This is a genomic window from Neoaquamicrobium sediminum, assembly GCF_040970315.1.
GTDB lineage: Bacteria > Pseudomonadota > Alphaproteobacteria > Rhizobiales > Rhizobiaceae > Aerobium > Aerobium sediminum.
In genome coordinates, this window is the sequence record NZ_JAZHFV010000002.1 from 484,378 (window position 1) to 500,373 (window position 15,996).

A 15,996-nucleotide genomic window follows, 5' to 3' on the forward strand; every position below is an offset into this window, starting at 1 on the left:
CATGACCGACGAGAACAAATTCCCGCCCGAGAAGAATTTCCCCGCAGGCTATGTGCCGCCGAAGGTCTGGACATGGGATTCGGCAAGCGGTGGAACGTTTGCTTCCATCAACCGTCCGATCGCCGGCCCGACGCATGACAAGGAACTGCCGGTCGGCAAGCATCCGCTGCAGCTTTATTCGCTGGGCACGCCCAACGGCGTCAAGGTCACCATCATGCTCGAGGAGCTGTTGGCGGCGGGCCATGCCGGCGCGGATTATGACGCCTGGCTCATCAAGATCGGCGACGGCGATCAGTTCGGCTCCGGCTTCGTCGACGTCAATCCGAACTCCAAGATCCCGGCGATGATGGATCATGCGCCGAAGGGCGGCGGCGACCCGGTGCGCCTCTTCGAATCCGCCTCGATCATGTTCTATCTGGCCGAAAAATTCGGCGCCTTCCTGCCGACCGACATACGCGCCCGCGCCGAGACGATGAACTGGCTGTTCTGGCAGATGGGTTCCGCCCCCTTCCTCGGAGGCGGCTTCGGCCATTTCTACGTCTATGCGCCGATGAAGATCGAATACGCCATCAACCGCTATGCAATGGAGGTGAAGCGCCAGATGGACGTGCTGGACCGGCATCTGGCGAAGAACGAATATATGGCCGGCAAGGACTATACGATTGCCGACATGGCGATCTGGCCTTGGTACGGCCGGCTGGCTGCCAGCGGCGCCTATGAGGATGCCGGCGACTTCCTCGAGGTCGACAAGTACGAGCACGTCCAGCGCTGGCGCAAGGCGATCGGCGAGCGCCCGGCGGCCCAGCGTGGCTCCATGGTCAACCGCACCTTCGGCGAGCCGGCCAAGCAGCTCCACGAGCGCCATGATGCTTCGGATTTCGAGTTGAAGACGCAGGACAAGGTCTCGGGCCAGTAATGTTCAAGAAAATCCTCATCGCCAATCGCGGCGAGATTGCCTGTCGTGTCATCAAGACGGCATCGAGGCTCGGCATCGCTACGGTAGCCGTCTATTCCGACGCCGACCGCGATGCCCTGCACGTCAAGATAGCCGATGAGGCGGTGCATATCGGGCCGGCACCCTCGTCGCAGTCCTATATCGTCATCGACCGGATCATCGAGGCGATCCGACAGACCGGGGCCGACGCCGTTCATCCAGGCTACGGCTTCCTGTCGGAGAACGCGAAGTTCGCCGAAGCGCTGGAAAAGGAAGGCGTCGCCTTCATCGGCCCGCCGGTCGGCGCCATCGAGGCGATGGGCGACAAGATCACCTCCAAGAAGCTTGCCGCCGAAGCCAGGGTCAACACCGTGCCCGGCCACATGGACCTGATCGCCGATGCCGACGAGGCTGTGAAAATATCGTCCTCGATCGGCTATCCGGTGATGATCAAGGCGTCGGCGGGCGGCGGAGGCAAGGGCATGCGCATCGCCTGGAACGACGCCGAGGCGCGCGAGGGCTTCCAGTCGTCGAAGAACGAAGCGAAGTCATCGTTCGGGGACGACCGGATATTCATCGAAAAGTTTGTCACCCAGCCCCGCCATATCGAGATTCAGGTGCTGGGCGACAAGCATGGCAACACCATCTATCTCGGCGAGCGCGAATGCTCGATCCAGCGCCGTAACCAGAAGGTCGTGGAGGAGGCGCCGTCGCCCTTCCTCGACGAGGCGACCCGCAAGGCGATGGGCGAACAGGCCGTCGCGCTGTCGAAGGCGGTCGGTTATCACTCGGCCGGCACAGTCGAGTTCATCGTCGATGGCGAGCGGAACTTCTATTTCCTCGAGATGAACACGCGACTGCAGGTGGAGCATCCGGTGACGGAGCTCATCACCGGCATCGATCTGGTCGAGGAGATGATCCGCGTCGCCGCCGGCGAGAAGTTGCAGATCGCCCAGGATGATGTGACGCTTGATGGTTGGGCGATCGAGAGCCGCCTTTATGCCGAGGACCCCTACCGCAATTTCCTGCCGTCGATCGGCCGGCTGACGCGCTACCGGCCGCCGGAAGAAGGCACGCAGGACAACGGCACGGTGATCCGCAACGATACCGGTGTCTTCGAGGGCGGCGAAATCTCGATGTATTACGATCCGATGATCGCCAAGCTGTGCGCGTGGGGGCAGACGCGCGAGGACGCAGTGCGCGCCATGAGTGGGGCGCTCGATGATTTCGAGGTCGAGGGCATCGGCCACAACCTGCCGTTCCTGTCGGCGGTGATGGAGCATCCCCGCTTCAAGGCAGGGCGGCTGACCACGGCCTTCATCGCCGAAGAATGGCCTGAGGGCTTCGCGGGCGTAACGCCCGACGATGGCGAGGCGCGCACGCTTGCCGCGGTCGCGGCATTCGTCAACCTGCGCACGCAGAAGCGCAACGTGCTCATTTCGGGCACGCTCGCCAACCATCCGCGCCATGTCGGCCGCGACTGGGTCGTCAAGCTCAACGGCAGCGGCGAATTCGCGGTGAACGTGCGCGACGAAGGCGGCAAGACGCAGGTCGCGTTCGTGGATGACGACAGCTCGCTGGCTGTTGCCTCCGACTGGCTTCCGGGCCGCAGCCATGCGCATTTCACCGTTGGCGGCCGGCGCATCGGCGTCAAGGTCCAGCCCGCCAACTCCGGCTGGCGTCTTCGCTGGCGTGGCATTGACGCGAAGGCGCACGTGCGCAGCCCGCGTGTCGCTGAGCTTACGCGGCTGATGCCGGAAAAGCTGCCGCCGGACACCTCGAAGATGCTTCTGTGCCCGATGCCAGGAGTGGTGACGGCGATTGCCGTTGCTGCTGGCGACGAGGTGCAGGAAGGCCAGGCGCTCGCCACAGTCGAGGCGATGAAGATGGAGAACGTGCTTCGTGCCGAAAGGCGCGGCGTCGTCAAGAGCGTCGCCGTCGAGCCCGGCTCCAGCCTCGCCGTCGACGAGCTGATCATGGAGTTCGAGTGATGGTTGCGGACAACTCCAAACTCGACACCTGGCGCGCCGCTGCCGAAAAGGAAGCCAAGCGCGACCCGGAAACGCTTGTCTGGCAGACGCCCGAGGGCATCGCGGTCAAGCCGCTTTACACTGCCGAGGACCTTGAAGGCGTCGGGCATCTCGGCTCGCTGCCGGGGCAGCCGCCATTCGTCCGCGGGCCGCGCGCCACGATGTATGCGGGGCGCCCGTGGACCATCCGCCAATATGCGGGCTTCTCCACGGCCGAGGAGTCCAACGCCTTTTACCGCAAGGCGCTCGCGGCCGGCCAGCAGGGTGTTTCGGTCGCTTTCGACCTCGCCACCCATCGCGGCTACGACAGCGACCATCCGCGCGTCGAAGGCGATGTCGGCAAGGCTGGTGTGGCGATCGATTCCGTTGAGGACATGAAAATCCTGTTCGACGGCATTCCGCTGGACCAGATTTCCGTGTCGATGACCATGAACGGCGCAGTCATTCCGATCCTCGCCTCCTTCATCGTCGCCGGCGAGGAGCAGGGCGTCTCGCGCGACAAGCTTTCGGGGACCATCCAGAACGACATCCTCAAGGAGTTCATGGTCCGCAACACCTACATCTACCCGCCCGAACCCTCGATGCGCATCGTCGCCGACATCATCGAGTACACGGCGAAGGAGATGCCGAAGTTCAACTCTATCTCGATCTCCGGCTACCACATGCAGGAGGCGGGGGCGACGCTGGTGCAGGAGCTTGCCTTCACGCTCGCAGACGGGCGCGAATATGTGCGCGCCGCGCTGAAGAAGGGGCTCGACGTCGACGCTTTCGCAGGCCGACTTTCCTTCTTCTTCGCCATCGGCATGAACTTCTTCATGGAAGCAGCAAAGCTGCGCGCGGCGCGCCTTTTGTGGACGCGCATCATGGAGGAGTTCGAGCCCAAGAAGGCCTCCTCGCTGATGCTGCGCACCCATTGTCAGACCTCCGGCGTGTCGCTGCAGGAGCAGGACCCCTACAACAACGTCATCCGCACCGCCTATGAGGCGATGTCCGCAGCGCTCGGCGGCACGCAGTCGCTGCACACCAACGCGCTGGATGAGGCGATCGCCCTGCCGACCGAGTTTTCGGCGCGCATTGCCCGCAACACGCAGCTCATCCTCCAGCATGAGACAGGCGTAACCAAGGTCGTCGATCCGTTGGCCGGTTCCTACTATGTCGAGAGCCTGACGAACGAGCTTGCCGAAAAGGCATGGGCGCTGATCGAGGAGGTCGAGGCGCTGGGCGGCATGACCAAGGCGGTTAACGACGGGCTGCCAAAGCGGCTGATCGAGGAAGCCGCGACCCGCAAGCAGGCGGCGATCGACCGCGGCGACGAGGTGATCGTCGGCGTCAACAAGTACCGTCTCGAAAACGAGGACGATCTGGACATCCTCGACATCGACAACAAGGCAGTGCGCGAGGCGCAGATCGCGCGCATCGAGAAGACGCGTCGCCAGCGCGACCCCGGGAAGTGGGAAGCGTCGCTCGACGCATTGCGCGCGGTGGCCCGCACCGGCGAGGGCAACATCCTCGAGGCGGCTGTCGAGGCAGCCCGCGCCCGCGCCACGCTCGGCGAGATTTCGGATGCGCTGCGCGAGGCCTTCGGCGATCACTCCGCCGTGCCCGAGGTGGTTCGCAAGGTTTACGGTCCTGCCTATGAGGGCGAGCCGGAATACGAAAACCTCGTCGGCCGGTTGGAGCAGCTTGCCGCCGCGCTTGGCGAGTCGCCCAAGCTCTTGGTCGCCAAGCTCGGCCAGGATGGCCACGACCGCGGTGCCAAGATCATCGCTTCGGCGTTTGGTGACATCGGTTTCGAGGTGATCGCAGGTCCGCTGTTCCAGACGCCGGCGGAGGCCGCCGATCTCGCCGTGAAGTCGAAGGTTCACGTCGTCGGCATCTCGTCGCTCGCCGCCGGACACAAGACGCTCGCTCCGCAACTCGTGCAGGAGCTGAAGGCCAGGGGCGCTGAAAACGTCATCGTCGTTGTCGGTGGCGTCGTGCCCAGGCAGGACTACCAGTACCTGCTCGATCACGGCGTAGCCGCCGTGTTCGGCCCCGGCACCAACGTGCTCGATGCAGCTCGCGCCGTCATCGACCTGATGGAAGGCAAACGCCGCAACGAGTGAGTGGCGCTCGCGGCGGTGCGGCTACCACGCACCGCCGTCATCCCGGCCGACTGAACGCAGTGAAGGAGAGCCGGGACCTATTGGCGCGAAAATCGTGTGGCAAGGCCCGGCTCACGAGTTGGCTCATGTCATCGCCGCCGCAAGAGCCCGCAACCCGGCCGCGCCTCTCAATGAATTCCGGCTCGGCGGTCGCTTGTGCTCCCTTGGCCGGGATGACGCTCCACAGACGACCGCCCTACCATTCCCTTTCGTTTCGCTTTATGGTCGAAGAAAACGAAAAGGGAGGGAAGCGATGTACCTGCCGCCACGCCATGCCGAGATCATCCAGATGGCCAAGGACCATGGCCGGGTGCTTGTCGACGACCTTGCGAGCCATTTCGGCGTGACGCCGCAGACCATTCGCAAGGATCTCAACGACCTTTGCGACCAGCGCATGCTGACGCGCGTGCATGGCGGTGCGCTGTTCCCGTCTGGCATCGAGAACATGCAATACGAGGCGCGGCGCAAGATCGCGGCCGACGAGAAGGATGCCATCGGCCGTGCTGCCGCGCGTCTCATCCCCGACAGCGCGTCGCTTTTCGTCAATATCGGCACCACAACCGAGGCCGTCTCGAACGCGCTGCTCGACCATCAGGGGCTGATGGTCATCACCAACAACATCAATGTAGCCAACAGGATGCGCGTCTATCCGTCGCTCGAGGTGGTTATCGCCGGCGGTGTCGTCCGTGGCGCAGATGGCGGTATCGTCGGCGAGGCGGCGGTGGATTTCATCCGCCAGTTCAAGGTGGACTATGCGGTGATCGGTGCATCCGCCATCGACCATGATGGCGCGCTGCTCGACTTCGATTTCCGCGAGGTGAAGGTCGCGCAGGCAATCATCGCCAATGCGCGCCACGTCATCCTTGTCGCGGACTCCACCAAGTTCGAGCGTACGGCGCCCGTGCGGATCGGCCATCTCAGCCAGGTCGACACCTTCATCACCGATACCTGTAACGTCGAGGCGATACGCACCATCTGCCGCGATTCCGAAGTGGAGCTCCTGGAAACGACCCGCGAGTAGCCGGGGAGGTGTGCTTCGTTTGACATTCGTTCTGTTTTCGAAATAATCGCATTTGAGTTTCGGTATTGCCGCTAACGTTTGTGACGGAACTCAATACCGCCGGGAGGGGACATGAGCGGGCATATTCTCGCGATCGATCAGGGCACCACGTCCAGCAGGGCGATCATATTCGGTCCCGACATGAAGGTCGTCGCGGTCGGCCAGAAGGAGTTCGCCCAGCATTATCCGGCGTCGGGATGGGTCGAGCACGATCCGGAGGAGATCTGGTCGACGGTGGTATGGTCGGTGAAGACGGCGCTGAAGAAGGCCAAGCTCAAAGCCTCGGACATCGCCGCCATCGGCATCACCAACCAGCGCGAGACAGTCGTCGTTTGGGACCGTCAGACCGGCGAAGCGATCCACAACGCCATCGTATGGCAGGACAGGCGCACTGCCGGCCTGTGCGCCAAACTCAAGAAACAGGGGCTTGAGCCCGTCTTCGCGCGCAAGACCGGCCTGCTGCTCGACCCTTATTTCTCCGGCACCAAGATCGCCTGGCTCTTAGGCAAGGTGAAGGGCGCGCGTCGCCGCGCGGCCAAGGGCGAGCTTCTGGCCGGCACCATCGATTCCTTCCTGATCTGGCGGCTGACTGGCGGCAAGGCGCACGTCACCGACGCCACCAACGCGTCGCGTACGCTCGTCTACAATATCGAGAAGAACGCGTGGGATGCCGAGTTGCTGAAGCTGCTCGATATTCCCGCAGCCCTGCTGCCGCAGGTGAAGGACTGCGCCGACGATTTCGGCGTCACCGACAAGAAACTGTTCGGCGCGGAGATTCCGATTCTCGGCGTTGCCGGCGACCAGCAGGCGGCCACCATCGGCCAGGCCTGTTTCGAGCCCGGCATGCTGAAATCGACCTATGGCACGGGCTGCTTCGCGCTTCTCAACACCGGCGACAAGCTGGTGCGGTCGCGGAACCGGCTGCTTTCCACCATCGCCTATCGGCTCGACGGCAAGACGACTTATGCGCTTGAGGGCTCGATCTTCATCGCGGGCGCGGCCGTCCAGTGGTTGCGCGACGGTATCAAGGTGATCGGCAAGGCCGAGCAAAGCGGTGTGCTTGCGGCCGAAGCCGACGAGACCCAGTCGGTCTATCTTGTGCCTGCCTTCGTCGGCCTCGGCGCGCCCCATTGGGACGCCGACGCGCGCGGCGCGATCTTCGGTCTCACCCGCAATTCCGGCCCGGCCGAATTCGCGCGCGCCGCGCTCGAATCCGTCGCCTACCAGACACACGATCTGCTGACGGCGATGCGAAAGGACTGGAAGGGCGGCGCCAACGCCGACACCGTGCTGCGGGTCGATGGCGGCATGGTCGCCTCGGACTGGACCATGCAGCGCCTTGCCGACCTGCTCGACGCGCCGGTTGACCGGCCGACGATCCTCGAAACGACGGCCCTGGGTGCAGCCTGGCTTGCAGGTCAGCGCGCGGGCGTTTGGCCCAAGGCCGCCAAGTTCGCGAAGTCCTGGTCCCTCGACCGGCGCTTCAAGCCGTCGATGGACGCTGCGACCCGCAAGGCCAAGCTTGCCGGCTGGACGGATGCCGTCCGGCGCACACTTTCGAGCTGATCCTTAACCTCATCGTTCAATCGGGCGCTTTCCTTTCTGCCATCTCCGTGTTACCAGCCACCGCCATCCTGAAAGGGAGAAAACGAGTCGCCGCCAGCCTTTGGGCCAGGGCGCTCCTCCCGCGCACCCGAACGTCGAAGGATCGGCAATGGCAAGAATCATCGAGACCGCAACCGGCGCGCTGGCGCTTACCTTCGACGACGTGCTGCTTCAGCCCGGCCATTCGGAGGTGATGCCCGGGCAGACCGACGTTTCCACCACGATCGCGCGCGACATCGAGCTGAATATCCCGATCCTGTCGGCGGCGATGGACACCGTCACCGATGCGCGGCTGGCCATCGCCATGGCGCAGGCGGGCGGCATCGGGGTGGTTCACCGCAACTTCTCGCCCGAGGAGCAGGCCGAGCAGGTGCGCCAGGTGAAGAAGTTCGAAAGCGGCATGGTCGTAAACCCGCTCACCATCGGCCCTGACGCGACGCTGGGTGATGCGCAGGCTTTGATGCGCACCCACGGCATCTCCGGCATTCCTGTCGTGGAGAACGGCGGCACCGGCGGTCACACGACCGGCAAGTTGATCGGCATTCTCACCAACCGCGACGTGCGCTTTGCCTCCGACCCGGCGCAGAAGGTCCGCGAACTGATGACGAAGGAGAGGCTCGTCACCGTGCGTGAGAGCGTCGAGCAGGAAGAAGCCAAGCGTCTCCTGCACCACCACCGCATCGAGAAGCTGCTGGTCGTGGACGGGGAGGGCCGCTGCGTCGGCCTCATTACCGTCAAGGATATCGAGAAGTCGCAGCTCAATCCGCATGCGGCGAAGGACGCGCAGGGCCGGTTGCGCGTGGCGGCCGCCACCAGTGTCGGCGACGACGGGTTCGAGCGCGCCGAACGTCTGATCGATGCCGGTGTCGACCTCCTGGTCATCGACACGGCCCACGGCCACTCGCAGCGCGTGCTCGATGCCGTTGCGCGGGCGAAGAAGCTGTCCAATTCGGTGCGCATCATCGCCGGCAATGTCGCCACCGCTGACGGCACCATGGCGCTGGTCGATGCCGGCGCGGATGGCGTCAAGGTCGGCATCGGTCCCGGTTCGATCTGCACCACGCGCATCGTCGCCGGCGTCGGCGTGCCGCAGCTTTCGGCGATCATGTCGGCGGTCGAAGCGGCAGACCGGGCGGGCGTCGGCATCATCGCCGACGGCGGCATCAAGTTCTCCGGCGATCTTGCCAAGGCGCTTGCCGCAGGTGCATCGGCCGCCATGGTTGGTTCCTTGCTGGCCGGCACGGACGAGAGCCCCGGCGAGGTCTATCTGCACCAGGGCCGTTCCTTCAAGGCCTATCGCGGCATGGGTTCAGTCGGCGCGATGGCGCGCGGCTCCGCTGACCGCTACTTCCAGGCGGAGGTGCGCGATACGCTCAAGCTGGTGCCGGAAGGCATCGAGGGGCAGGTGCCCTACAAGGGGCCGGTCGGCGGCGTGCTGCATCAGCTCGTCGGGGGGCTGAAGGCTGCGATGGGTTATGTCGGCGCTGCGAACCTCACCGAATTGCGCGACCGCGCGACCTTCGTGCGCATCTCCAATGCGGGCCTGCGCGAGAGCCACACGCACGACGTGACCATCACCCGCGAAAGCCCCAACTATCCGGGCGGCATGTAGAACCGGTCAAGGATACAAGCATGAACCAGACCGCAATCTTCTGGCCGATGATCGCCCACGCGGCGCTGGTCGTAATAATCTACGGCATGCTCGGCCTGCGCCGTCGGCAGGCGGTCGCGGGCGGCAACGCAAAGGTGTCGCAGTTTCGCGAAAACCGTGAAGAACCGGCCGAGAGCCTGTTCGTGCGCAACGCGCTGGAAAACCAGTTCGAGCTTCCGATGCTTTTCTACGCAGTCTGCCTCGCACTGCAGGCAAGTGGCGCTGTTGATGCAATCACATTGTCGCTCGCATGGGTGTTTGCAGCGTCACGCTATATGCACACCTTCATCCACGTCACCTCCAACCGCATCCGCTACCGTCAGCCCGCCTTCACTGTTGGCTTCCTGGCGCTCATCGCCTTGTGGGTCCTGCTCGCCGTCCATCTGCTGGGCGGCGCGGGCTGAGGCCGGCGCAAGCCCGCGGACGATTTCGGCCAGCGACCGGCATTCGCCCTGCCGGCTCGAGTTGCGCCGCCAGGCAAAGCCCAGCATCCGCGCCGGCATCGGCTCGGCGAAGGGCACGACCCTGAGCTCCGGCATCGCCTCGCTGGCCGCGCGCGCCATCTCCGGGATCAATGTCACGCCCTGGCCGTGGGCAACCATCTGCAACAGCGTCGTCAGGCTGGTCGCGCCGTAATTGGCCATAGCGGCCGGCCGCACAGAGCCGCAGACCGCCAGCGCCTGGTCGCGCATGCAGTGGCCTTCCTCCAGCAGCATCAGTCGCTCGAGCGCCGGACTTTCCGGCGGTACCGGTGGCGAGACGAAACCAGGATCTGCCTTCGGCACCGCGAGAAAGAAGCGGTCCTCGAAGAGCGGCTCGACGCTGACACCCGCATGGTCGAGCGGCAGCGCCGCGATCATGCCATCAAGCCGGCCAGCTACCGTCTCCTCTATCAGTGTCGCCGTCACCGCCTCGCGCAGTTCCACGGCCAGTGCTGGAAACCGCTTGCGCAGTTCCGGCAGAAGCGCCGGCAGGAGATAAGGCGCGACAGTGGGAATGACGCCCAGCCGGAATCGACCTTCCATCGACGCTCGACCTCGCCTCGCCGTCGCTTCGATTTCCCTTGTCTCGGCAAGCACCCGATCTATCCGCGGTTTCAGAGCTCGCGCTTCCTCCGTCAGGTGCACGGTCTTGCCGCCACGGTCGAACAGCCGACGGCCAAGCCGCTCTTCCATCTCCGCAATCTGCGAGGAAAGGGCGGGCTGCGTCACGCCTGCCAGTTCGGCAGCACGGCCGAAATGCAGCGTTTCCGCCAGAGCCTCGAAATATTCCATCTGTCGGAGTGTCAGTCTTATCATAATCATAGATTATCGAAACGAATAGGAAATGCAATTTGTCCCTATCGGCGCGTCGGGATAGTTTGGAACAATTCCAGACTTGGAAGCCGGCAAACCTGCCATAGGCGGGATGCCGAAGCCTTGGTTGGAGACCGGCAGATTTTACACATGCCCCGCCGCGCACGCCGCAGCCAAGGGTACTGAACAAGCGCCTAACGATCGGAGATGAAGATGGACAAGAAGGTTGACGACAGCGCGGGTAAATGCCCGTTCAGCGGAGGCGCGCGCGGACACAGGAACCGCGACTGGTGGCCGGAACAGCTCGATCTCGACGGCTTGCACCGCAATTCCGATCTGTCGGATCCGATGGACCCGGACTTCGACTATGCCGAAGAGTTCAAGTCTCTCGACCTTGATGCGGTGAAGCAGGACCTTCACGCGCTGATGACCGATTCGCAGGACTGGTGGCCGGCGGACTTTGGCCACTATGGCGGCCTGTTCATCCGCATGGCCTGGCACAGCGCCGGCACCTACCGCATCACTGACGGCCGTGGCGGCGCCGGTGCGGGCCAGCAGCGCTTCGCTCCGCTGAATTCCTGGCCGGACAACGCAAACCTCGACAAGGCGCGCCGGCTGCTGTGGCCGATCAAGCAGAAATACGGTCGCAAGATTTCCTGGGCCGACCTGATGATCCTCACCGGCAATGTCGCGCTGGAATCGATGGGCTTCAAGACCTTCGGCTTTGCCGGCGGCCGTGCCGACGTGTGGGAGCCGGAGGAGCTTTACTGGGGCCCGGAGGGCACCTGGCTCGGCGACGAGCGCTACAGCGGCGAGCGTCAGCTCCAGGAGCCGCTCGGCGCGGTCCAGATGGGTCTCATCTACGTCAATCCGGAAGGCCCGAACGGCAATCCCGATCCCGTCGCTGCGGCCCGCGACATCCGCGAGACCTTCGCGCGCATGGCGATGAACGACGAGGAAACCGTCGCGCTGATCGCCGGCGGCCATTCCTTCGGCAAGACCCACGGCGCGGGTGATCCGTCGCTTATAGGCGCTGACCCCGAGGGTGCGGATATCGAGGATCAGGGGCTCGGTTGGAGAAGCGGCCATGGCACCGGAATCGGCGCCGATACGATCACCGGCGGACCCGAGGTCACCTGGACCCAGACGCCGACGCAGTGGAGCAATCTCTTCTTCGAGAACCTGTTCAACTTCGAATGGGAGCTGACTGCGAGCCCAGCCGGTGCCAAGCAGTGGAAGGCCAAGAACGCGGAGCCGTCGATCCCGGACGCCTACGATCCGTCGCGCAAGCACCTGCCGACGATGCTGACGACCGATCTGTCGCTGCGCTTCGACCCGGAATACGAGAAGATTTCGCGTCGTTTCCTGGAGAATCCGGACCAGTTCGCCGACGCCTTCGCCCGCGCCTGGTTCAAGCTGACCCACCGCGACATGGGCCCCAAGGTCCGTTACCTCGGCCCTGAGGTTCCGGCCGAAGACCTGATCTGGCAGGACGTCATCCCGGCGGTCGACCATCCTCTTGTCAACGAGCAGGACATCGCCGCCCTCAAGGCGAAGGTGCTTGCTTCCGGCCTTTCGGTCTCCGAGCTCGTCTCCACTGCCTGGGCCTCGGCATCAACCTTCCGTGGTTCCGACAAGCGCGGCGGCGCCAACGGCGCGCGTATCCGGCTTTCCCCGCAGAAGGACTGGGAGGTCAACCAGCCCGGACAGCTCGCCAGGGTCCTGTCGAAGCTCGAGGCGGTCCAGGCCGAGTTTAACGGCGCACAGTCAGGCGGCAAGAAGGTATCGCTCGCCGATCTGATCGTGCTCGCCGGCGGCGCCGCCATCGAGAAGGCGGCCAAGGACGGCGGCTATGACGTCGCCGTGCCGTTCACGCCGGGTCGCGCCGACGCCTCGCAGGAGCAGACCGACGTACAGTCCTTCGCGGCGCTCGAGCCGCGTGCCGATGGCTTCCGCAACTATCTAAGCGGTCGCCAGTTCATGGCCCCGGAAGAGTCGCTGGTAGACAAGGCGCAGCTTCTCACCCTGACCGCGCCGGAGATGACGGTTCTGCTGGGCGGTCTGCGCGTGCTCGGTGCCAATGCCGGCAACTCGGATCACGGCGTGCTGACTGACAGGGCCGGCGTTCTGACGAACGACTTCTTCGTCAACCTGCTGACCATGGACACGCAGTGGAAGGCGCTGTCCGATGGCACTTACGAAGGCCGCGACCGAAAGACCGATGCCCTGAAGTGGCGCGCGACCCGCGTCGACCTGATCTTCGGCTCGCACTCGCAACTGCGTGCGCTGGCCGAAGTCTATGCCAGCGCGGATTCGCAGGTGAAGTTCGTGAAGGACTTCGTTGCCGCCTGGGTGAAGGTGATGAACGCGGATCGCTTCGACATCGCCTGAAAGCGTGACTGAACAAGAGCTAGCGGGCGCGGAGAAATCCGCGCCCGCTTCCGTTTGCGTATAAGGTTCATCTTGCCTTCATCCCGTCCCTGCTAGCCAAGGAGCAAGAATTCATTAACCATAACACCATATCGATCTTGGCGAACAATTGCTTTGGGGGACGTCATGACCATTTCACGCCGCGGTTTCATTGCGGGCCTGCCGCTTCTTTTCGCCGGTTGCGCTGTCACCGAATACCGATCCGACCAGCTCAACTACGCCGCGGTCCCGCATGATCGCTTCCCGCTGGCGGCCCTTTCGCCGGAAAAGATCAAGCCGGAGCTGCGCCGCCGCGAAGTGGCGTATGACGGCAACTACAAGGCGGGAACTGTGGTTGTGGATACGCCGGCCCGCCGCCTCTACTACGTGATGGGTGATGGTCGCGCGATGCGCTATGGCATCGGTGTCGGCCGCGCGGGGCTGGCCTTGCGCGGCGATGCTACCGTCGGCCGCAAGGGCGAGTGGCCGAGCTGGACGCCTACCGACAACATGATCCGCCGCGACCCCCGCAACCGACGCTACGCCGGTGGCCTGCCGGGCGGGCTGAGCAATCCTCTGGGTGCCAGAGCGCTCTACCTCTATCGCGGCGGCCGCGACACGATGTTCCGCATTCACGGAACCAACCAGCCGAACTCCATCGGGCAGGCGGCGTCGAGCGGCTGTGTCCGCATGCTCAACCATGACGTGGTCGATCTCTACGAGCGCGTCCCCGTCGGCGCCCGCGTCGTGGTCATTCAGGCCTGACCCGAAGGCAGCGAGGCGAGGGGGATGTCCGCAGGGCTCTCAGAATGATCCAGCATTCCACGCGCGAGCGGCTCGTCGCCATGCCCATGGCGGCGCTCGCCGGCTTCGTGGATGCGGTCGCCTTTCTCCACCTCGGGGGCTATTTCGTTTCCTTCATGACCGGCAACACGACGCGACTTGGCGCGTCGATTGCCGAGGCCAACGGCCGGATGTGGCTGCCGGCCCTGCTCATCGTCCTATTCGTCTCCGGCGTTGTCGCGGGAACGCTGGTAAGGCAGGCGGCGGTGTCGCGCGGCCAGGGCTGGGTCATGGCTCTGGTCACCGCAATGCTGGCCTTGGCCGGTCTGGCTTCCATTGCCGGATTCCCATGGCTTGCGATGGGCGCGCTGGCAGTCGCGATGGGCGCCGAGAACGCAGTGTTCGAGCGTCATGGCGAGGTCAGCATCGGTGTCACCTACATGACAGGCACGTTGGTCAAGATGGGGCAGCGCATAGCCTCCGCATTGCGGGGTGGCAGCCGCACGGCATGGGCCTGGTATGGCCTTTTGTGGCTGGGGCTCGCTCTTGGCGCAGTGATGGGAGCAGGCGCTTTCCTCGCACTCGGCCTTGGCGCGATCTGGATCGCCGTAGCCATCTCCGTGACGATCACGGTGTTCTTCTTTCTCCTCGATCCGGCCAACGAGACCGCCTGAAGCGGTTTCTATCCGTGGTCGGTTGCCGCCGGCGCTCGAAGCGTCTAACAGCCGGACGACGGGTCAACCGAAGCGGGAACACCGAAAATGCGTTTAGGCGGCAGGCTGGCGGCAGCCATCGAAATTCTTGACGACATGGAACGACGGCACCGCCCCGCAGCCGAAGCGCTCAAGGATTGGGGGCTTTCCCACCGCTTTGCCGGTGCCGGCGACCGCGCGGCCATCGGCAACATCGTCTATGACGCACTGCGGCGCAGGCGATCGGCGGGCTGGCTGTTCGATGCCGATACCTCGCGCGCGCTCGCCTTCGGCGCGCTGGCGCTGGAGTGGGCTATGGATGGTGCTGCGATCAACAGCGCTCTTGACGGCGACCGCTTCGCGCCGGCGATGCTCGACGGCGCGGAACTGGCTGCACTTTCCTCACGCTCGCTCGATGACGCGCCGGATGCAGTGCGCGCCGACTGCCCCGACTGGTGCGTGCCGCTGGTGACCGACGCCTTCGGTGACGATTGGGTGCAAGAGCTGGCGGCGCTGGCCGCGCGCCCGCCGCTGGACCTGCGCGTCAACACGCTTGCGGCTACACGCGACAAGGTCCTGAGCGAACTCAAGGGCACTGGCGCCGCGCCATGCCTGCTGGCGGCCGACGGCATCCGCATCCCGCCCATCGATGGCGCAGGCCGGCACCCGAACGTGCAGGCCGAACCCGCATTCCGCAAAGGCTGGTTCGAGGTTCAGGACGAAGGTTCGCAGATCGTTGCCGAGCTTGCCGGTGCGGAAGCAGGAATGCAGGTGCTGGACTATTGTGCCGGCGCCGGCGGCAAGACGCTGGCTCTGTCGGCGGCGATGGACAATCGCGGCCAGATCTTCGCCCATGACTCCGAGAAGCAGCGTTTGGCCCCGATCTTCGATCGGCTCCGCCGCGCCGGTGCCCGAAACGTCCAGGCTGTCGCCGATGCCTCAGGGCTTGGACCGCTGGCTGGCCAGATGGACCTCGTCCTGGTCGACGCGCCTTGCACTGGCAGCGGGACCTGGCGGCGGCGGCCGGATGCGAAATGGCGGCTCACCGAGCGCCAGCTCGATGTGCGGCTGCGCGAGCAGGCGGATATACTCGAGAAGGCCAGCGCCTTCGTGAAGCCCGGCGGTCGGCTCGCCTATATCACCTGTTCGATCTTCGCGCGCGAAAACCAGCGGCAGGTGGAGGCATTTCTCGCTGGAAACGCGGATTTTTCGCTCGTCGAACCCGTACCACTATGGCGCGCCCGGTTTGCAAAGGCTGCGGATCGCGCGCGCCTCGGCGACGGCGGCATCGTTCTAACCCCAGCCAACACGGGAACCGACGGGTTCTTCTTTGCCGCACTTCAGCGGCGCCCCGCCTGAGGCAGACACGGAACGCCAAGGCGACACCGCCGTT

Annotated in this window: 11 protein-coding genes and 1 pseudogene; 11 read left to right on the forward strand and 1 reads right to left on the reverse strand. The window is 64.6% G+C overall.

The window, feature by feature from the left end; all coding sequences use genetic code 11:
- Nucleotide 1 precedes the first annotated feature (1 nt).
- From yghU to V1479_RS07660, 7 genes are all read left to right on the forward strand, one after another.
- On the forward strand, nt 2-916 hold the full coding sequence (yghU, locus tag V1479_RS07630) for a glutathione-dependent disulfide-bond oxidoreductase (protein WP_368802374.1): 915 nt from the start codon (nt 2-4) through the stop codon (nt 914-916).
- Nucleotides 916-2,925, forward strand: a complete 2,010-nt coding sequence (locus V1479_RS07635; protein ID WP_368802375.1) for an acetyl-CoA carboxylase biotin carboxylase subunit — start codon at nt 916-918, stop codon at nt 2,923-2,925. The genes yghU and V1479_RS07635 overlap by 1 nt, the downstream gene beginning before the upstream one ends.
- The gene (gene scpA, locus V1479_RS07640; RefSeq protein WP_368802376.1) at nt 2,925-5,069 is read left to right on the forward strand and encodes a methylmalonyl-CoA mutase; all 2,145 of its coding nucleotides are present in this window, start codon (nt 2,925-2,927) and stop codon (nt 5,067-5,069) included. The genes V1479_RS07635 and scpA overlap by 1 nt, the downstream gene beginning before the upstream one ends.
- A gap of 292 nt (nt 5,070-5,361) precedes the next feature.
- Nucleotides 5,362-6,129 carry a DeoR/GlpR family DNA-binding transcription regulator gene (locus V1479_RS07645; RefSeq protein ID WP_368802377.1) on the forward strand — a complete coding sequence of 256 codons (768 nt, stop codon included), beginning with the start codon at nt 5,362-5,364 and terminating at the stop codon, nt 6,127-6,129.
- 111 nt (nt 6,130-6,240) lie between these two features.
- Nucleotides 6,241-7,734 carry a glycerol kinase GlpK gene (gene glpK, locus V1479_RS07650; RefSeq protein ID WP_368802378.1) on the forward strand — a complete coding sequence of 498 codons (1,494 nt, stop codon included), beginning with the start codon at nt 6,241-6,243 and terminating at the stop codon, nt 7,732-7,734.
- Between the two features lie 148 nt (nt 7,735-7,882).
- The gene (gene guaB / locus V1479_RS07655) at nt 7,883-9,385 is read left to right on the forward strand and encodes an IMP dehydrogenase (RefSeq protein ID WP_173186770.1); all 1,503 of its coding nucleotides are present in this window, start codon (nt 7,883-7,885) and stop codon (nt 9,383-9,385) included.
- A gap of 20 nt (nt 9,386-9,405) precedes the next feature.
- The gene (locus V1479_RS07660) at nt 9,406-9,828 is read left to right on the forward strand and encodes an MAPEG family protein (protein WP_368802379.1); all 423 of its coding nucleotides are present in this window, start codon (nt 9,406-9,408) and stop codon (nt 9,826-9,828) included.
- Here the strand turns inward: V1479_RS07660 and V1479_RS07665 are convergent.
- Nucleotides 9,829-10,722, reverse strand: a pseudogene (locus tag V1479_RS07665) (hydrogen peroxide-inducible genes activator); the annotation flags it as partial.
- Nucleotides 10,723-10,932: 210 nt separating this feature from the next.
- On the opposite strand from V1479_RS07665, the gene katG reads away from it, so the two are divergent.
- From katG to V1479_RS07685, 4 genes are all read left to right on the forward strand, one after another.
- The gene (gene katG, locus V1479_RS07670) at nt 10,933-13,110 is read left to right on the forward strand and encodes a catalase/peroxidase HPI (RefSeq protein ID WP_368802380.1); all 2,178 of its coding nucleotides are present in this window, start codon (nt 10,933-10,935) and stop codon (nt 13,108-13,110) included.
- A gap of 165 nt (nt 13,111-13,275) precedes the next feature.
- On the forward strand, nt 13,276-13,893 hold the full coding sequence (locus V1479_RS07675) for a L,D-transpeptidase (protein ID WP_368802381.1): 618 nt from the start codon (nt 13,276-13,278) through the stop codon (nt 13,891-13,893).
- A 44-nt stretch (nt 13,894-13,937) separates the two neighbouring features.
- The gene (locus V1479_RS07680) at nt 13,938-14,585 is read left to right on the forward strand and encodes a YoaK family protein (protein WP_368802382.1); all 648 of its coding nucleotides are present in this window, start codon (nt 13,938-13,940) and stop codon (nt 14,583-14,585) included.
- A gap of 87 nt (nt 14,586-14,672) precedes the next feature.
- On the forward strand, nt 14,673-15,962 hold the full coding sequence (locus V1479_RS07685; protein ID WP_173186760.1) for an RsmB/NOP family class I SAM-dependent RNA methyltransferase: 1,290 nt from the start codon (nt 14,673-14,675) through the stop codon (nt 15,960-15,962).
- Nucleotides 15,963-15,996: the final 34 nt, after the last annotated feature.